19 protein-coding genes are annotated in these 16,623 nt (G+C 65.5%); 15 read left to right on the top strand and 4 right to left on the bottom strand.

Annotation, left to right across the window (positions count from 1 at the left end):
- The first annotated feature begins 51 nt into the window (after positions 1 to 51).
- The 7 genes from L879_RS0106345 (at position 52) to L879_RS20705 (ending at position 7,671) form a co-directional block, all read left to right on the top strand.
- Positions 52 to 1,485, top strand: a complete 1,434-nt coding sequence (locus tag L879_RS0106345; protein ID WP_027315364.1) for an FAD-linked oxidase C-terminal domain-containing protein — start codon at positions 52 to 54, stop codon at positions 1,483 to 1,485.
- Positions 1,482 to 2,666 carry a glycolate oxidase subunit GlcE gene (gene glcE, locus L879_RS0106340; RefSeq protein ID WP_027315363.1) on the top strand — a complete coding sequence of 395 codons (1,185 nt, stop codon included), beginning with the start codon at positions 1,482 to 1,484 and terminating at the stop codon, positions 2,664 to 2,666. Before L879_RS0106345 ends, glcE begins: the two co-directional genes overlap by 4 nt.
- A 1-nt stretch (position 2,667) precedes the next feature.
- Positions 2,668 to 3,285, top strand: coding sequence for a DUF2585 family protein (locus tag L879_RS0106335; RefSeq protein ID WP_027315362.1), 618 nt, complete (start codon positions 2,668 to 2,670; stop codon positions 3,283 to 3,285).
- An 11-nt stretch (positions 3,286 to 3,296) separates the two neighbouring features.
- Positions 3,297 to 4,652 (top strand): glycolate oxidase subunit GlcF, encoded by a 1,356-nt coding sequence (gene glcF / locus L879_RS0106330; protein WP_027315361.1) that lies wholly within the window; start codon positions 3,297 to 3,299, stop codon positions 4,650 to 4,652.
- Positions 4,653 to 4,895: 243 nt separating this feature from the next.
- Positions 4,896 to 6,260, top strand: coding sequence for a chromosome partitioning protein ParA (locus L879_RS20715; RefSeq protein WP_154664106.1), 1,365 nt, complete (start codon positions 4,896 to 4,898; stop codon positions 6,258 to 6,260).
- Positions 6,261 to 6,330: 70 nt separating this feature from the next.
- Positions 6,331 to 6,912, top strand: a complete 582-nt coding sequence (locus tag L879_RS20710) for an NUDIX hydrolase (protein WP_051435107.1) — start codon at positions 6,331 to 6,333, stop codon at positions 6,910 to 6,912.
- Positions 6,913 to 6,969: 57 nt separating this feature from the next.
- Positions 6,970 to 7,671, top strand: coding sequence for a DUF2076 domain-containing protein (locus tag L879_RS20705; protein ID WP_051435106.1), 702 nt, complete (start codon positions 6,970 to 6,972; stop codon positions 7,669 to 7,671).
- An 88-nt stretch (positions 7,672 to 7,759) separates the two neighbouring features.
- Here L879_RS20705 and L879_RS0106310 read toward each other — a convergent pair whose 3' ends face one another.
- Together L879_RS0106310 and L879_RS23140 are read right to left on the bottom strand one after the other, a co-directional pair.
- Complete coding sequence (locus L879_RS0106310) at positions 7,760 to 8,089, bottom strand: DMT family transporter (RefSeq protein WP_027315360.1); 330 nt, start codon at positions 8,087 to 8,089, stop codon at positions 7,760 to 7,762.
- A 116-nt stretch (positions 8,090 to 8,205) separates the two neighbouring features.
- Entirely contained in the window at positions 8,206 to 8,976 is a 771-nt protein-coding gene (locus tag L879_RS23140; protein ID WP_245265172.1) for a L,D-transpeptidase, read from the bottom strand.
- Between the two features lie 205 nt (positions 8,977 to 9,181).
- Here L879_RS23140 and L879_RS0106300 point away from each other — a divergent pair, with 205 nt between their 5' ends.
- The 3 genes from L879_RS0106300 to groL all read left to right on the top strand — a co-directional run bounded on the left by L879_RS0106300 (position 9,182) and on the right by groL (position 12,266).
- Positions 9,182 to 10,027 carry a DMT family transporter gene (locus L879_RS0106300; protein WP_084020756.1) on the top strand — a complete coding sequence of 282 codons (846 nt, stop codon included), beginning with the start codon at positions 9,182 to 9,184 and terminating at the stop codon, positions 10,025 to 10,027.
- A gap of 265 nt (positions 10,028 to 10,292) precedes the next feature.
- Positions 10,293 to 10,583 carry a co-chaperone GroES gene (groES, locus tag L879_RS0106295; protein ID WP_027315358.1) on the top strand — a complete coding sequence of 97 codons (291 nt, stop codon included), beginning with the start codon at positions 10,293 to 10,295 and terminating at the stop codon, positions 10,581 to 10,583.
- Positions 10,584 to 10,631: 48 nt separating this feature from the next.
- Entirely contained in the window at positions 10,632 to 12,266 is a 1,635-nt protein-coding gene (gene groL, locus L879_RS0106290; protein WP_027315357.1) for a chaperonin GroEL, read from the top strand.
- An 80-nt stretch (positions 12,267 to 12,346) separates the two neighbouring features.
- On the opposite strand, the gene gstA is transcribed toward groL, so the two are convergent.
- Positions 12,347 to 12,964, bottom strand: coding sequence for a glutathione transferase GstA (gstA, locus tag L879_RS0106285; protein WP_027315356.1), 618 nt, complete (start codon positions 12,962 to 12,964; stop codon positions 12,347 to 12,349).
- Between the two features lie 14 nt (positions 12,965 to 12,978).
- The gene (locus L879_RS0106280; RefSeq protein ID WP_027315355.1) at positions 12,979 to 13,428 is read right to left on the bottom strand and encodes a DoxX family protein; all 450 of its coding nucleotides are present in this window, start codon (positions 13,426 to 13,428) and stop codon (positions 12,979 to 12,981) included.
- A gap of 96 nt (positions 13,429 to 13,524) precedes the next feature.
- On the opposite strand from L879_RS0106280, the gene L879_RS0106275 reads away from it, so the two are divergent.
- From L879_RS0106275 to L879_RS0106255, 5 genes are all read left to right on the top strand, one after another.
- Positions 13,525 to 13,962 carry a MarR family winged helix-turn-helix transcriptional regulator gene (locus L879_RS0106275; RefSeq protein ID WP_027315354.1) on the top strand — a complete coding sequence of 146 codons (438 nt, stop codon included), beginning with the start codon at positions 13,525 to 13,527 and terminating at the stop codon, positions 13,960 to 13,962.
- Between the two features lie 262 nt (positions 13,963 to 14,224).
- Positions 14,225 to 14,767 carry a VOC family protein gene (locus tag L879_RS0106270; protein WP_027315353.1) on the top strand — a complete coding sequence of 181 codons (543 nt, stop codon included), beginning with the start codon at positions 14,225 to 14,227 and terminating at the stop codon, positions 14,765 to 14,767.
- A 93-nt stretch (positions 14,768 to 14,860) separates the two neighbouring features.
- On the top strand, positions 14,861 to 15,244 hold the full coding sequence (locus tag L879_RS0106265) for a COG4315 family predicted lipoprotein (RefSeq protein WP_035458815.1): 384 nt from the start codon (positions 14,861 to 14,863) through the stop codon (positions 15,242 to 15,244).
- Positions 15,245 to 15,300: 56 nt separating this feature from the next.
- Positions 15,301 to 15,810, top strand: a complete 510-nt coding sequence (locus L879_RS0106260; RefSeq protein WP_027315351.1) for a sigma-70 family RNA polymerase sigma factor — start codon at positions 15,301 to 15,303, stop codon at positions 15,808 to 15,810.
- Complete coding sequence (locus L879_RS0106255) at positions 15,807 to 16,616, top strand: anti-sigma factor family protein (RefSeq protein WP_027315350.1); 810 nt, start codon at positions 15,807 to 15,809, stop codon at positions 16,614 to 16,616. Before L879_RS0106260 ends, L879_RS0106255 begins: the two co-directional genes overlap by 4 nt.
- The last annotated feature ends 7 nt before the right edge of the window (positions 16,617 to 16,623 follow it).

Below are 16,623 nucleotides of genomic sequence, written 5' to 3'. Positions count from 1 at the left end.
TTAAGGTAGCCATTCCTGGAGTGCAGTCGTATTTCCCTTAGGGAGGGTGCCGTGACCATAGCATTTCCGAAGCCGGACGAAGCGGTTTTGGCGCGCCGGGGGGAGATCATCGAGGGGCTGGGGCGCCTTGTCGCGGCCGAGGCCCTGATCGTCTCCGAGGACGAGCGCCGGGCCTTCGAGACGGACGGCCTGACGGCCTATCGCCAGGTGCCGCTCGCCGTCGTGCTGCCTTCGACCACGCAGGAGGTCTCCGCCGTCCTGCGGTTCTGCCACGAGCGGGGGGTGAAGGTGGTGCCGCGCGGGGCGGGAACCTCGCTCTGCGGCGGGGCGATCCCGCAGCAAGACGCCATCGTGCTCGGCGTGGCCAAGATGAACCGGGTTCTGGACGTCAATTTCGAAGGGCGGACGGCCAGGGTCCAGGCCGGCATCACCAATCTGGGGATCAGCCAGGCCGTCGCCCATGAGGGCTTCTTCTACGCCCCCGATCCGTCGAGCCAGCTTGCCTGCACCATTGCCGGCAACATCGCCATGAATTCGGGCGGGGCCCATTGCCTGAAATACGGCGTGACCACCAACAACCTCCTGGGCGTCACCATGGTGCTCCTCGACGGCACGGTGGTGGAGATCGGCGGCGAACATCTCGACAGCCCCGGCTACGACATCCTCGGCATCGTCTGCGGCTCGGAGGGGCAGCTCGGCGTCGTCACCGAGGCAGTGGTGCGCATCCTGCGCGCGGCGGAAGGCGCGCGGCCCGCGCTGATGGGCTTCGGATCCGTGGAGGATGCGGGCGCCTGCGTCGCGGCGATCATCGGCGCGGGAATCATTCCGGTGGCCCTCGAATACATGGACAAGCCGGCGATCCAGATCTGCGAGGCCTTCGCCCATGCGGGCTACCCGCTCGACGTGGAGGCCATGCTGATCGTGGAGGTGGAAGGCTCGGACCAGGAGATCGACGACATGCTCCGCCGCATCGTCGCCATCGCCGAGCCCTTCAGGCCGAAGACCATGAAGGTGTCGCAATCGGAAGCCGAGAGCGCGGCGATCTGGAAGGGCCGCAAGTCGGCCTTCGGCGCCACCGGGCGCGTCGCCGACTATATCTGCATGGACGGCACGATCCCCACCGGCCAGCTGCCCTTCGTGCTCAGGCGCATCGACGAGATCGTGAAGTCCTACGGCCTGGGCGTCGCCAACGTGTTCCATGCGGGCGACGGCAACCTGCACCCGCTCGTCATGTTCAACACGAATGTGCCGGGCGAGATGGAAAAGGCCGAGAAGGCGGGCGAGGACATCCTCAGGCTCTGCGTCGAGGTCGGCGGCTGCCTTACGGGCGAGCACGGCGTCGGCATCGAGAAGCGCGATCTCATGACGTGTCAGTTCAACGCCACGGACCTGGAGCAGCAGATGCGCGTGCGCGGCGTGTTCGATCCGCGCTGGCTTCTCAATCCCGCCAAGGTGTTCCCCCTCGAAGGAAGGCTCGCTGCGTGACCACCCATCTTCCCCGCGACGAGCAGGACGCATGCATCGTCATCCGCGATGCGGCCGACAAGGGCACGCTTCTGAACGTGTCCGGCAACGGCACGAAGGCGCCGATGGGACGTCCGAACCAGACCGACGCCTCGATCTCCTCCGCCGCCATGACCGGCATCACCCTCTACGAGCCCACCGAGCTGGTGATCTCGGCCCGCAGCGGCACGCCGGTGCTGGAGGTGATGCGGGTTCTCGCCGCGAAGGGGCAGGAGCTGCCCTTCGAGCCCATGGATTACCGCGCGCTGCTCGGCACCAGGGGCGAGCCCACCATCGGGGCCGTGGCCGCCATGAACATTTCCGGCCCGCGCCGGATCATGGCGGGAGCCGCCCGCGACAGCCTCATCGGCGTGCGTTTCGTCAACGGGCGGGGGGAGGTCGTGAAGTCGGGCGGCCGCGTGATGAAGAACGTCACCGGCCTCGACCTCGTCAAGCTCATGGCAGGTTCCTGGGGCACGCTGGGCCTTCTGACCGAGGTCACCTTCAAGGTGCTGCCCAAGCCGGAGCGCATGGCGACCCTCGTCATCCGCGGCCTCGACGACAGGCAGGCCGTCGAGGCCCTGTCGCAAGCCCTCGGTTCGCCCTTCGACGTGACCGGGGCCGCGCATGTGCCCGACCGCGACCGCCGGGGCGGCAGCACGCTGATCCGTGTCGAAGGATTCTCCGGCTCCGTCGATTACCGCATGAACGAACTGCGCCGTCTGCTCAAGCGCTTCCGGTTCATGGATCTCCTGGAAGGCAACGGGGCCGAGGCGCTCTGGCAATCCGTGCGCGACGCCACGGTCCTGACGGGGCAGGGCGAGCGCGCCGTCTGGCGCGTGTCCACTGCGCCCACGAAGGGGCCGGACTTCGCTGCGCATGTGGCGCAGGCGCTCGATGCCCAATGGTTCTACGACTGGGGCGGCGGCCTTCTCTGGATCTCGACCCCGGTCGAAGGCGATGCGGGCGCTGCCGTCCTGCGCGAGGCCACCCGGACGTTCGGCGGCCACGCCACCCTCGTGCGCGCGCCCGCCGAGGTGCGATCCGCCGTCGACGTATTCGAGCCGCAGGCCGAGGCTTTGATGACGCTGACGAAGGGTATCAAAGCTTCGTTCGATCCCTCCGGCATTCTCAATCCGGGGCGGATGTATGCGGGAATATGACATGACGGAAAGCGCGGTTCTCATCTCCGGTTCCGAGACTTCGCGTCGCACGCGGGCGATGACGGTCGCAGGGCTTGCGCTCGCTCTCATCGCGCTCACCGCCGTTGTTCTCCTTCTGATGGGCCGCACACCGATCTGCACCTGCGGCACCATCGAGCTGTGGCATGGGACCGTGCAGGATTCCGGCAACTCGCAGCACCTGAGCGATTGGTACACCCCGTCCCACATCGTCCACGGCTTCCTGTTCTATGCGGGCCTCTGGGCCTTCGGACGGCTGATCGGAAAGCCGTTGCCGGTCGGGGCGGCCTTTCTTATCGCGCTCGGTCTCGAATGCGCGTGGGAAATCGCCGAGAACACGAACGTCATCATCGACCGCTACCGCGCGACGAACATCGCCCTCAATTATTACGGCGACAGCGTCATCAATTCGGTGTCCGACATCCTCGCCATGACCATAGGGTTCTGGCTCGCAAGAATCTGGCCGGTCTGGCTGACGGTCGTCGTGGCGGCTCTCATGGAAGCCGTCGTGGGATTCTGGATTCGCGACAATCTCGCCCTCAATATCATCATGCTGATCCATCCCATTGACGCCATCAATCGCTGGCAAGGGGCGCTGTGAGTTAGAAAACCATGCAGACCAATTTCACGCCCGATCAGCTCAGAGATCCCGCCATGGCGGCGTCGGAGAAAATTCTCCGAACCTGCGTCCATTGCGGCTTCTGTACTGCGACCTGCCCGACATACCTGCTGCTCGGCGACGAGCTCGATTCACCGCGCGGGCGCATCTACCTGATGAAGGACATGCTGGAGAGCGGAAAGCCCGCCTCGCCGGAGGTGGTCAAGCATATCGACCGCTGCCTCTCGTGCCTGTCCTGCATGACCACCTGTCCCTCGGGCGTGCATTACATGCATCTGGTCGACCATGCCCGCGCCTATATCGAGGCGACCTATACGCGGCCCTGGCACGACCGGCTGCTGCGCTGGGTTCTCGCTACGGTGCTGCCCTATCCGGGCCGCTTCCGGTTCGCGCTCGGGGCGGCGATGCTGGCCAAGCCCCTGAAGGGCGCGATCGGCGCGCTGCCGCTGCTCGGCAGCCGCCTCGAGGCCATGATCGAGCTGGCGCCCGCGCAGGTACCGGCCCGTTCGCCCTTCGAGCAGCCCGGCCTCTTCAAGGCCCAGGGGGAGCGCCGGGGCCGGGTCGCCATCCTGTCCGGCTGCGCCCAGCCGGTGCTGAAGCCCGGCTTCAACGAGGCCGCCATCCGCCTTCTGAACCGCCATGGGGTCGACGTGGTCCAGCCCAGGGGGGAGGGGTGCTGCGGCGCCCTCGTCCACCACATGGGCCGCGACGAGGAAAGCCATGCCTTCGCCAAGCGCAACATCGACGCCTGGATCGCGGAGATGGACGGGGATGGGCTGGACGCCATCATCGTCACGGCCTCCGGCTGCGGCACGACCATCAAGGATTACGGCTTCATGTTCCGGGAGGACCCGGACTATGCCGAGAAGGCGGCCCGCGTCTCCGCCATCGCCAAGGACATCACCGAATACGTCACGACCCTGAAGCTGATGGAGCCGGTGCGCGAGACGGAACTCGTGGTGGCCTATCACTCCGCCTGTTCCATGCAGCACGGGCAGGCCATCCGCACCGAGCCGAAGACCCTGCTCAAGCAGGCGGGCTTTACGGTGAAGGACGTTCCGGAAGGGCATATCTGCTGCGGATCGGCCGGAACCTACAACCTGCTCCAGCCCGAAATCGCCGCCCAGCTCCGGGCCCGGAAGGTCGCCAATATCGAGCGCACGAAGCCCGATCTCATCGCCACGGGCAATATCGGCTGCATGACCCAGATCGGAAAGGGGACCGGGATCCCCATCGTCCATACGGTCGAGCTTCTCGACTGGGCGACGGGCGGCCCCATGCCGGAGGTTCTGGAGGCCGCGGGGTTCGGGAAGAGGTCCTCCCAGCCGTTAACCATCGCAGCAGAGTAGGGGTGCTACCTTATTGCGCAACGAAATTTTGTTTTTCAAGCCTGCGGCTCTGCGCTAAAGGTAAGGAAAGGTTAAATTTCAAGCGTAAGGGGCGGCGCCATGTCTTCGGGTTGGACGTCTTTCAGGAACCGTTTCGGCAAAAGGCAGGAAGAGGCCGTTCAGGCTTCCCTGAATGTCGCTGACGCAGGAGTCGAGGCTCCTGCCGTCTCAGGACCTTCCCCTGCAAAGGGGGAGCCGATCGTCGTGCGCCCCAACGGGTCGCTCGATTCCGTCGGCCAGAAGAACGAGCTGATCCGCGTCCGTTTCGCCAACATGATCGACCGGCTGGAGGAGATTCGCAGCCTGAAGGAGGATTTCGCCCTCCTGAGCGAGCCGGTGAACGAGCTGATCCGCAACTATCCCCAGCTCCAGTCGCGGCTTCTGGAAACCGAGGCGGTGCTTCGGCAGGAGACCGAGAACACCCAGGCCCTGCGCCGGGAGCTGGCCGACCTCAACAGCGTGCACGCCCGCGCCATGGACGACCTGAACTCGGCCGTTTCCCAGCTGCGCAAGGCCGAGTCCAAGGTGCGGGAGCAGGATTCCTTCATCGAGGACCTGCGCCTGAACGTGAAGGACAAGGAAGCGATCGTCGCGGATCTCGAGAACCAGCTCGCCATCGAGACCGAGCGCGCCCGCAACATCACGGAAGAGAACCAGGCCCTGCGCCTCGAGGCGCAGGAGGCCGACCAGACCGTGGCCCGCGCCGAGCGCGAACTCATCGAAACCCGTGAGCGCAACGGCCTCCTCGATCATGAGGTCAAGCGCCTGCAGAAAGTGGCCGAGGAGCAGAATTACCGCCTCTCCAGCCTCGGCAACCGCTACGCCGAGCTGGAGACGCAGCTCGAGTCCACGCGCCAGCGCGCCTCGGAACTCGAAACCAAGCTCATGGCCGAGCAGGTGCTGCGCCAGCGCCTCGAGACGCAGATCGATTCCGAGCGCTCCGCCCACCAGACCGATCTCTCCGCTCTCGACATGAAGATCGAGGGCCTCAACTCCCGCCTTTCCGCCACCGACAAGATCCTGGCCCATACCCGCGACCAGCTGCGCGACAAGAACGAGGCCCTGCGCGGCGTCGAGCGGTCGCTGAAGGAAACCACCATCGAGAAGAACACCCTCGACCGCCGCCTGGAGGCCACCCAGCAGGAGGTCGAGCGGCAGGTCGCGATGGTCAACGAGCTTCAGCGCTCGCGGATCGAGCTGCAGGAGCGCGTGGAAATGCTCAACAAGGCCATTGCAGCCAAGGACTTCCAGATCGAAAGCTCCGACAACAAGGTGGCGAGCCTTTCCGAGCGCATCGACCAGCTCACCAAGCGCTTCGAGCAGGATCGCAGCACCCTCGAGGCCGCCAACCGGCGCCTCACGGAAGAGCTGCAGAACGAGAAGGCCGAGCGCTCCCTCGTGCAGGGCGCCCTCGAAATCGCCCGCGAGAGCCGCACCAAGATCCAGAAGAAATATGTGGCCTTGCGCAAGAAGACCCGCCTCGATACGCAGGAGGACGATCCGACCCTCTTCGACGAGGAGGAGGTCGAGACCAATGTCCGGCCTCTCAAATCGCCGGACGCCGAGTAAGGTTTTCCACGAAAGTCCCGCTCCATGCGGGACTTTTCGTTAGGCGTTTCTTGAGAAGAGAACGGCACTCGTGACTTTCAACCCGGTCGTCTTCCGCGCCGAAATCCTGTCGAGCCTTGACCGCCATGCGGATGTCTTCGGCGTGCCGGCCGGCAGGCATGCCGTGCTCCGGAGCCAGATCGCAAACGGCGACGACATTCATTCCCGTCGGACCTTCCCCGGCCATGTCACGACCTCCGCCATCGTTCTCGACGGCAAGGGCGCGCGCACGCTTCTCATCCATCACCGCTCCCTCGCGCGCTGGCTGCAGCCGGGCGGACATTACGAGCCGCCGGAGACGCTGCCTCAATCGGCCATGCGCGAGGCTGCCGAGGAGACGGGGTTGGAGGGTCTTACGCTCGATTCCTGGCATCTCTCCTCGGGTGTTCCGATCGACATCGACAGCCATCTCATCCCGGCGCGGCCCGAGAAGGACGAGCCGGAGCATTGGCACCACGATTTCCGCTTCATCGTCAGGGCGGAGGCGGCGTCTGCGCCGAGGCCCGACCTCGCCGAGGTGCAGGGAGCGGAGTGGCGCCCTCTCGACGATTTGATGGCCATTGCGCCCCAGGCGGTGCTGAATATGCGCAGGCTCGGCCTCGTCCTCCCCTGACAAAAGCCGGAACCATCCTTACATCAGTGACCGACGTTCTATGTGAGGAGGCTTGCCATGAACGACCAGGAACGCCAGGTCATCAGCGATATCTTCCAGCGGCTTGAGCAGGTGGCGAACCAGCCCAGAGACCCGGAGGCGGAGCGCTTCATCGCCGAGAAACTGCGCCAGCAGCCCTACGCTCCCTATGCGATGGCCCAGGCGGTCTTCGTGCAGGAGCAGGCCCTCGCCAATCTCCAGGCCGAGAACGAGCAGCTGCGCGCCGAACTCGACCAGGCGAACCGCCGCCCGCAGCAGGGCGGTTTCCTGTCCAGCCTTTTCGGCGGCGGCTCGCGCCCGCCGGGGCCGTCCTATAATGCGCCGCCCGCCCGCCAGGCTTCTCCCTGGGGGCAGCCGCAGTCTTATCCGCAGCATCCCTATGGAGCGCCGCAGGGCGGCACGATGGGCGCTGCGCCCGGTCCCTGGGGCGGCGCGATGCAGCAGCGCGGCGGCGGCAGCTTCCTCGGCACCGCCCTTTCCACGGCGGCCGGCGTCGCCGGCGGCATGATGATCGCCAATGCCCTGACGCATGCCTTCGGCGGCGGGAACAACCCGCTGGGCGATGTCGCATCCGCTGCCGGTCTCGGCGGAGCCGATCAGGCGGCGGATACCGGCAGTTTCGGCAGCATCACGGATTCCCTCTACAACACGCCGCAGGAAGGCCAGGAGGATTTCTCCGACTTCGGCGGGGATGGCGGCGACGCGGGCGATTGGGCTTAAAGCGCCCCTTGCGAATGTCGCGACTGGAAGCGCCCGCCCTCCGGCGGGCGTTTTTGCGAGAGCATCTCTCGGGAAAGGGGATCCGGCTTCAGCTGCTCGCCGTTCTGGAGAAGAGATTGATGACGAGCACGCCGGCCATGATCAGGGCCATCCCGAGGATCGCCGGCATGTCGAGCGGCTGGCGATAGACCAGCCAGCCGATCAAGGCGATCAGCACGATGCCGATGCCGGACCAGACCGCATAGGCGATCCCGACCGGAATGCTGCGCATGGCCAGCGACAGGCAGTAGAAGGCCAGGCCATAGCCAAGGATGACGACGACCGAAGGCCACAGGCGGGAGAAGCCGTCGGCGGCCTTCAGGGCCGACGTGGCGACGACCTCGCAGAGAATGGCGGCGAAGAGATAAGCGTAGTTCATATCGCGCGGCGCTCAACGGGAGACGAGGCAGCCTTACATCGAACGAAGAGGCCGCTCAAACGGGAATGGCCGGAGACGGTCCGGCCATGAAGAGGGCTGTTCCCGCGCCGGCGCGGTCAGATCACGATCACGGTCGTTCCGACGCTCACGCGGTTGTAGAGATCGACCACGTCCTCGTTGAGCATGCGGATGCAGCCGGAGGATACGGCCTGGCCGATGGTGTGCGGCTCGTTGGTGCCGTGGATGCGGTAGAGCGAGGAGCCCAGATAGAGGGCGCGGGCGCCGAGCGGGTTGTCCGGTCCGCCCGGCATGTAGCGCGGCAGGTCGGGGCGACGCTTCAGCATCTCGACCGGCGGGCGCCAGGAAGGCCATTCGCGCTTCATGGAAACCGTCTTGCGTCCGGCCCATTCGAAGCCCGGCCGGCCGACGCCGATGCCGTAGCGGATGGCGCGGTCGCCGCTCTGGACGAGATAAAGGTACTTGTTGTCCGTATCGATGATGATCGTTCCCGGCCGCTCGCCCCCGCGATAGGCGACGAGCTGGCGCTGGAATTGCGGCGCGATCGCGTAGCCGATGCCGCCGCCGTAACCCGCGCCGGTCCCGTAATCCTGCGGCAGGGACGCCACCGCGCTGCCGGAGGAGCGCGTCTCATACGGATAGCCGGCCATGCGCTCGACGCGATAGACGCGGGTGCGGGACGCCGGACGCGTCACGAGAGGATAATCCTCGTCATAGCCGTCCTGCGCCCGGGCGTAAGGATAATCGTAGCCCGAGGCCGCGTAGGAATTGCCGTAGTAATAGACCGTCCTGCCCGTGGATTGCGCCGTGGCGGCGGCGGGTGAAAGCAGAGCCAAAAGCATGGCGGTGCAAGGGATCCAAGCACGCATCGAAGCATCCTCAAACTGTGTTCGGCAAGATAAACGGAAAGCTCCGCTTTTGTTTCCGCCAAGCTGGATGAATTCGAGACCTTCCGCAAGGACAGGTTTCCTGTCGGTGTCCGGAAAAGGGGGTGAAGGCTTTGGGAAAGTGCTGTAAGAGCCGTCTCCTCGACGGCATTCATTCCGGATGCCGCCTGCACATCGTCGTGACATCATGAAATTCGGTCCCGCCCTCCGGGCGGCTGCGGGCATCGCGGTTCTCTCCATCATGGATGCGGTCATCAAGGGGATGTCCGCCCATTACCCCACCTTCCAGGTCGCCTTCCTGCGCTTTGCCTGCGGCACGCTGATCGCGACCGGGGTCGTTGCCGCGCTGCGGCCCGGCTGGCCGAGCCGCGAGACGGTGACGGCCAATGCCCTGCGCTCCGTCATCGCGGTCGTCACGGCCGTCAGCTTCTTCTATGCGCTCGGCCAGCTGCCCCTGGCCGAGACCCTCGTCCTGTCCTTCCTGTCGCCCATGTTCATCGCCCTGTTCGGGCTGTTGCTGCTGAAGGAGCGGGTCGATGCGCGGATCGTCGGCGCCATCGCCATCGGCTTCGCGGGAACCCTCATCGTCGTGCTCGGCCAGTCCGAAGAGGCAGGAGCCGCACGCTCCTGGCTGGGCGTCGGCGCGGCGCTCCTCTCGGCCATCACCTATGCCCTGAGCCTCGTCCTGCTCCGGCAGAGGGCCCAGCGGGACAAGTTCCTGCACATCGTCTATTTCCAGAATATCGGGCCCGCGATCCTGGTCGCCCCCTTCGGCCTCTGGGTCTGGCAGCCTCTGGACCTCGCCCATCTCGCCTGGTTCATGCTCATGGGCGTTCTCGGGGTCATCGGCCACGTGCTCATGGCAACCGCCTATGCCAAGGCCGAGGCGGCGCGGCTGGCGCCTCTCGAATACACCGCCCTGATCTGGGCGGTCCTGATCGGCTATGGCGTATTCAGCGAGATCCCGACCTGGGCAACCCTCGGCGGCGGCATCCTGATCGTCGCGGCGGCCATGATCACGTCGAGACGATAGAGCGTTGCGGACCGTCTCCTCCGGTCAGCCCTGGAATTACCCTGTAAGGGAAGCGCCGCCGGAAGGGTCATGAAATGATCATGGCCGTCCGTTATGAGGCGTTCCGGCTGTCATTCTGCAAGTGACCTTGGGACAGGTATCTTGACTCCCTGCCGGCATGTGCATATCTCGCCGCCAGCGTTAGCACTCATCGAAGGACAGTGCTAACAGCAGGAGACCAGGGTGCAGCCAGAGGGGTTGCACCAATAGTCAAAGGGGAAGTTCCATGAAGTTCCGTCCGCTGCACGACCGCGTCGTCGTTCGCCGCATCGAAGCCGAAGAGAAGACGGCCGGTGGCATCATCATCCCGGACACCGCCAAGGAAAAGCCGCAAGAGGGCGAAGTCGTCGCCGTCGGCCCGGGTGCCCGCGACGAGAGCGGCAAGGTGGTGGCCCTCGACGTGAAGGCCGGTGACCGCGTTCTGTTCGGCAAGTGGTCGGGCACCGAGGTCCGTATCGACGGTCAGGACCTCCTGATCATGAAGGAATCCGACATCATGGGCATCGTCGGCAAGTAAGCCGCGATCTCCGTCACAAGTTTCCCAATTTAACTGGAGGCTAAGCCTATGGCTGCCAAAGACGTTAAGTTTTCTTCCGAAGCCCGCGAGAAGATGCTGCGCGGCGTCGACATCCTTGCCGATGCGGTGAAGGTCACGCTGGGTCCCAAGGGCCGCAACGTGGTGATCGAGAAGTCCTTCGGCGCTCCGCGCATCACGAAGGACGGCGTGTCCGTCGCCAAGGAAATCGAGCTCGCCGACAAGTTCGAGAACATGGGCGCGCAGATGGTGCGCGAGGTCGCCTCGAAGACCAACGACATCGCCGGTGACGGCACCACCACCGCGACCGTTCTCGCCCAGGCCATCGTCCGCGAGGGCGCGAAGGCCGTGGCTGCCGGCATGAACCCGATGGACCTCAAGCGCGGCATCGACCTCGCGACCACCGAGGCCATCAAGGACATCCAGGCCCGCGCGAAGAAGGTGAAGTCCTCCGACGAGGTCGCTCAGGTCGGCACGATTTCCGCCAACGGCGACAAGGACATCGGCGAGATGATCGCCCATGCCATGCAGAAGGTCGGCAACGAGGGCGTGATCACGGTCGAGGAAGCCAAGACCGCCGAGACCGAGCTCGACGTGGTCGAGGGCATGCAGTTCGACCGCGGCTATCTCTCGCCGTACTTCATCACCAATGCCGAGAAGATGGTGGCCGAGCTTGAGGATCCCTACATCCTCATCCACGAGAAGAAGCTCTCCTCGCTCCAGCCCATGCTGCCGATCCTCGAGGCCGTCGTTCAGACCGGCAAGCCGCTGCTGATCATCGCCGAGGACGTGGAAGGCGAGGCTCTCGCCACCCTCGTGGTCAACAAGCTGCGTGGCGGCCTGAAGATCGCCGCCGTCAAGGCTCCGGGCTTCGGCGACCGCCGCAAGGCCATGCTCGAGGACATCGCGATCCTGACCGCCGGTCAGACGATCTCCGAAGACCTCGGCATCAAGCTCGAGACCGTGTCGCTCCCGATGCTCGGCCGCGCCAAGCGCGTTCGCATCGAGAAGGAGAACACCACGATCATCGACGGCGCCGGTTCGAAGAAGGACATCGAGGCCCGCGTCGCTCAGATCAAGGCGCAGATCGAGGAGACCACCTCGGACTACGACCGTGAGAAGCTCCAGGAGCGTCTGGCCAAGCTCGCAGGCGGCGTCGCGGTGATCCGCGTCGGCGGCGCGACCGAGGTCGAGGTGAAGGAGAAGAAGGACCGCGTCGACGACGCTCTGAACGCCACCCGCGCTGCGGTGGAAGAGGGCATCGTCCCCGGCGGCGGCACGGCTCTGCTGCGCGCCAAGGCTGCGGTTGCCAAGCTCTCCAGCGACAACGCCGACGTGAAGGCCGGTATCAACATCGTCCTGCGCGCTCTCGAGGCTCCGATCCGCCAGATCGCCGAGAACGCCGGCGTGGAAGGCTCGATCGTTGTCGGCAAGATCACCGAGAACAAGAGCGACACCTTCGGCTTCAACGCCCAGACCGAAGAGTTCGTGGACATGCTCCAGGCCGGTATCGTCGATCCGGCGAAGGTCGTGCGCACGGCTCTCCAGGATGCGGCTTCGGTCGCCGGCCTCCTCGTCACCACCGAGGCGATGGTCGCCGAGCTGCCGAGGAAAGAATCCGCTCCCGCGATGCCGGGCGGCGGCATGGGCGGCATGGACTTCTAAGAAGTCCTCGCACCTTGCAAATCAGAAGCCCCGGATTTCTCCGGGGCTTTTTTCATTGGATCGAACCGTTCGGCGAAAGGTCAGGCGACCTTCTGCAACAGCCCCTCGGCCGCGAGCGCCTGCTGGACGGCCGGGCGGGAGGCGACACGCTCCTGGAAGGCTTTCAGGTTCGGGAAGGGCGAAAGGTCGATGGCGTGGAAGTTCGTCCAGTTGACGACGGTGAAGAGATACGCGTCGGCAATGGTGAACGCGCTCCCCATCAGGAAAGGCTGCTTGGCCAGGACTTCGTCGAGATAGGCGAAACGGCTGGCGAGGCGATCTTTTGCTGCGGCCTTCACGGCGTCCGGATTGGCCGGATTCCAGAGCGGGCCGAAGCCCTTGTGAATCTCGGAGCTGATGAAGGTGATCCACTCGATCAGGCGGTAGCGCTCGATCGTGCCGTTGGCGGGCGCGAGATCGGTCGCAGGCTGCGCATCGGCCAGATACTGGATGATGGCGGCGGCTTCCGTCAGCAGCGAGCCGTCCTGCAGGGCCAGGGCCGGAACATAGCCCTTCGGATTGATCGCGGCGAAGTTCGCGCCGGTCTCCGTCACGCGCTTGGCGAGATCGACCTTTTCGAGATTCACCGGAATCCCGGCCTCGCGGGCGACGATATGGGGCGCGAGCGAGCAGGCGCCGGGGGTGTAGTACAGCTTCATGGGATCCTCTTGGGTTAGGCTGCAGACTTGAGCGAAGCGGCCGACGAAGCGAGCGCCAGCGGGCGGGAAGGCTTCAGGGCATAGGCCCCGTCGCCGAGAAGGCCTTGGGCAACGGACAGGACGATCAGGTAGAGCGGGTATTCCCAGCCGCCGCCATTGGCCGAGAAGACCCAGCCGTTGCCGATATGGACCCAGGCCGCGCCGAAGAGAACCGGCAGCAGGGCAAGGGCGACCCAGCGGCTCTGCACGCCGAGAACGAGCAGGACGCCGCCGATGAGTTCGGCGAAGAACGTCGCATAGGCAAGGGAGCCTGGCAGGCCGAGGGATTCGAAATACTGCGCCGTTCCGGCGAGCGTGAAGGTCATGCCCTTCAGGATGAGGCTGTGGGCGATGTACATGACGCCGAGCGAGACCCGGAGGAGCAGCGCGGCGTAATCGGCATTCGAGGGGGAGGAGGGTGTCATTGCTAATCTCCATGCAAGTGCATAGATAACTGAGGCAGATATGCGGATCTGTCAATTTCAATGCATTTGCATGAAAACCATAAAAGGTTTGCCCGGATGCAAGAGCCTTCTCCCTCCGTGATCAAAGCCTGGGGCCGCCTGATCCGGGCCGAGCGAACGGTGGTCGGCCGGATCGAGGCGGAGCTGAAAAGTGCCGGCTTCCCCTCGCTTCACTGGTACGACGTGCTCCTCGAGCTCAAGCGCGGCCCGGAAGGGCGGCTCACCCCTCGCGAAATCGAGGAGGCCGTCCTGTTCGAGCAGTACAACCTGTCCCGGCTCCTCGACCGCATGGAGGGGGAGGGGCTGGTGCGCCGCATCCCTTATCCGGGCGACCGGCGCCGCCAGCTCGTTGAGATCACCGATGCGGGCAGGGCGCTGCAGGAACGCATGTGGAGCGTCTACGGCGCGGCGCTCAACCGCTTCATCTGCGCGAAGCTCACCGACAAGGAGGCCGGGCAGCTCTCCACCCTCCTGCTCAAGCTGATCCTGGAATGAGCGGGCTGCATGGCGTGCCGCGAAGGCTTTCGCAAAACGATCTGCCGAGCTGTGCGTTCATGTGTATATGGCTAAAGCATCGGACGATAAAAGTGGACTTGCACTTTTGGGATTGAATCCGATGCTTCCTTTCTGGATGAGCGCATCGTTCGGGCGGACCCGAAGGGTCGCGTCAGCGAAAACCGGGTCCACTTTTCGCTCGCGCGGCCCGCTGGGTCCGCACGATGCGCTAAGTGTTGGGCGGCGAGACGAGGGGTGTGACGTGAAAGCAGGGCAATCGAATTTTTCGAAGTGGCGGCAATGCCTGCGGCGCGTTCTTCCGGCGATCCCCCTTTTGCTGGCCGGCCTGGTTGCCTTGTCTGCGCCGGTTCACGCCGCTTCCGAGCCACGGTCGGGCACGGCCTCGATCAGGACCCCCGATTTCGACGAGACCGTTGCCTGGTACGAGGGGAAGCTGGGTTTCCGTCTCCTCGGCAGCCGGAATGCCGGTCCGGGACGCAGGGCGGTTCTCGAGCGCAGCGGCTTCCTGCTGGAGATCAACGAGGCCGACCACATTCTCCAGCCGGACTCCGATACGACAGCCGGAATTGCGGCGACGAAGGTGCCGGTGGTCACTCTGCTCGTCTCCGACGTGGACCGGGAGGTGGCCCGCCTCGGCAAGGCCGGGGTCGATATCCTCCAGCCGCCCCAGGACGAGCTGGACGGCACCTATCGGACGGCGCAGATCCGCGACAACGGCCGCCATCGGATCGAGCTGCGTGAGCCTCTCGACGATCCGGCCCGGTTCCATCCGCAAGGGCGATAGGGCTTTCGGCATTTCTTTTGAGGCCTTCGGGAATAAGAGGGCCGCTCGGGTGTCTCTGGAGTCGTGGTCATCAGGACCTCAGGAGGATACCCCATGAAACAGTTCCTGCGTCCCGCCGTTCTGGCCGGAGCCCTCTTCGCCGCTTCCCTCGCCATCGCCCAGACCGCTCCCGCGAAGGTGGCGGATACGAGCAAGGGCAAGACCCTCGTCGACGCCAAGGGCATGACGCTCTACACCTTCGACCGCGATGCGGCGGGCAAGTCCAACTGCAACGGCCCGTGTGCCCAGAACTGGCCGCCCCTGATGGCCGCCGCGAATGCGTCCGCCTCCGGCGATTGGAGCGTGATCACCCGCGAAGACGGTTCCAAGCAATGGGCCTACAAGGGCAAGCCGCTCTATCTCTGGGCGAAGGATGCGAAGCCCGGCGACGTTACGGGCGACGGCGTCAACAACGTCTGGCACATCGCGACGCCGTAAGCCTTGCCGCGGCCGGCGCTTCATCCTTGAATGCCGCCTGGACCTGAGAGCTGACCTTGGACGAGATCGCCTCCCTCATCGAACCGCAGATTCCGGCCTTGAGGCGCTATGCCTGGGCTCTGCTGCGCGACGACGAGGCGGCGGACGATCTCGTTCAGGACACCCTGGAGCGCGCCATCGCCCGCTGGGCGCAGCGGCGGCGCGATGGGGATCTGAGAGCCTGGCTCTTTGCCATCCAGCGCAACCTCTTCCTCAACGGGGTCAGGCAGCGCAAGGCCCGCGGGGCCCATCTGGGAGACGAGGCGCTGAACGACATCGAGGCTCCCGGCCCGGGGCCGGACGGCCATGCGGGCTTGCGCGATGTCCTCTTAGGTCTCGATGCCCTGCCGGAGGAGCAGCGTTCGCTTCTGCTGTTGGTGGGCGTCGAGGATCTGTCCTACGAGCAGGCCGCGCAGGTGCTCGACATTCCGCTCGGCACGGTGATGTCGCGCCTGAGCCGGGCGCGGGCGCGGTTGAGGGAATTCATGGAGAACGGGCGCACCGCCGCCTTGAGGAGAGTGAAGTGACGGGCGAGCGACCGATCGGGGAAGACGATCTCCAGGCCTTTGTCGACGGCAGGCTTGCGCCCGCGCGGCTCGATATCGTCAAGGCCTATCTGGCTGCCCATCCGCACATGGCCGCGCGGGTCGAGCGCGAGGTCGCACAGCGCGACGCCCTGCGCGCGCGTCTGGCGTTCAAGGCGCAGGAGCCGATTCCCTCGCGCCTGCGCGTCGCCAATCTCGTGGCCGCGCAGCGCCGTTTCCCGCGGATGCGCCTGCAGGCCATGGCGGCCGCCGTGGCGGGGCTCGCCATCGGCGCCGTCGCGGGAGCGGCGGGAGGAATTTGGTGGATGCAGAAAGCGCCGATGGCCGAACAGGCGGCAAGCGTCGCGGACAATGCCATCGCGGCCTATCGCATCTATGTCGGCGAGAGGCTGCATCCGGTCGAGGTGCCGGGCGAGCAGGAGGCTCATCTCGTGCAATGGCTGTCGCGGCGCGTCGGCAAGCCGCTAGCGGCTCCGGACCTGTCCGCGCAGGGTTACCGCCTCATCGGCGGCAGGCTTCTGCCGGACAACGGCGAGGCAGCGGCGCTGTTCATGTATGAGAATGCAGGCGGGGAGAGGCTCACGCTCTATGCGCGCTCCGGCGGCAGCGAGGCGCAGACCTCCTTCCGCTTCGCGGCGCGCAACGGCGTCTCAGCCTTCTCCTGGATCGACAACGGATTGTCGTATGTGGTCTCCGCGAAGGCGGATCGCGCGCAGCTCCTGCCCATCGCGGAAACGATCTACCGCCAGTTCGAGACGGCGGGCGGCTCCGCGAAGAGCCGCCTGTAGCGCACAG

Origin of the sequence: Microvirga flocculans ATCC BAA-817 (assembly GCF_000518665.1) — a bacterium.
In the GTDB taxonomy this organism is placed as follows: Bacteria; Pseudomonadota; Alphaproteobacteria; order Rhizobiales; family Beijerinckiaceae; genus Microvirga; species Microvirga flocculans.
This window is presented reverse-complemented; position numbering and strand designations above follow the sequence as displayed.

What these genes read in the sequence shown, in the direction of transcription:
- L879_RS0106335 (WP_027315362.1), top strand. Translation starts at nt 2,668, where the DNA reads ATGACGGAAAGCGCGGTTCTCATCTCCGGTTCCGAGACTTCGCGTCGC.
- groES (WP_027315358.1), top strand. Translation starts at nt 10,293, where the DNA reads ATGAAGTTCCGTCCGCTGCACGACCGCGTCGTCGTTCGCCGCATCGAA.
- L879_RS0106265 (WP_035458815.1), top strand. Translation starts at nt 14,861, where the DNA reads ATGAAACAGTTCCTGCGTCCCGCCGTTCTGGCCGGAGCCCTCTTCGCC.
- L879_RS20705 (WP_051435106.1), top strand. Translation starts at nt 6,970, where the DNA reads ATGAACGACCAGGAACGCCAGGTCATCAGCGATATCTTCCAGCGGCTT.
- L879_RS0106280 (WP_027315355.1), bottom strand. Translation starts at nt 13,428, where the DNA reads ATGACACCCTCCTCCCCCTCGAATGCCGATTACGCCGCGCTGCTCCTC.
- L879_RS0106300 (WP_084020756.1), top strand. Translation starts at nt 9,182, where the DNA reads ATGAAATTCGGTCCCGCCCTCCGGGCGGCTGCGGGCATCGCGGTTCTC.
- L879_RS0106275 (WP_027315354.1), top strand. Translation starts at nt 13,525, where the DNA reads ATGCAAGAGCCTTCTCCCTCCGTGATCAAAGCCTGGGGCCGCCTGATC.
- groL (WP_027315357.1), top strand. Translation starts at nt 10,632, where the DNA reads ATGGCTGCCAAAGACGTTAAGTTTTCTTCCGAAGCCCGCGAGAAGATG.
- L879_RS0106310 (WP_027315360.1), bottom strand. Translation starts at nt 8,089, where the DNA reads ATGAACTACGCTTATCTCTTCGCCGCCATTCTCTGCGAGGTCGTCGCC.
- L879_RS23140 (WP_245265172.1), bottom strand. Translation starts at nt 8,976, where the DNA reads ATGCGTGCTTGGATCCCTTGCACCGCCATGCTTTTGGCTCTGCTTTCA.
- glcF (WP_027315361.1), top strand. Translation starts at nt 3,297, where the DNA reads ATGCAGACCAATTTCACGCCCGATCAGCTCAGAGATCCCGCCATGGCG.
- gstA (WP_027315356.1), bottom strand. Translation starts at nt 12,964, where the DNA reads ATGAAGCTGTACTACACCCCCGGCGCCTGCTCGCTCGCGCCCCATATC.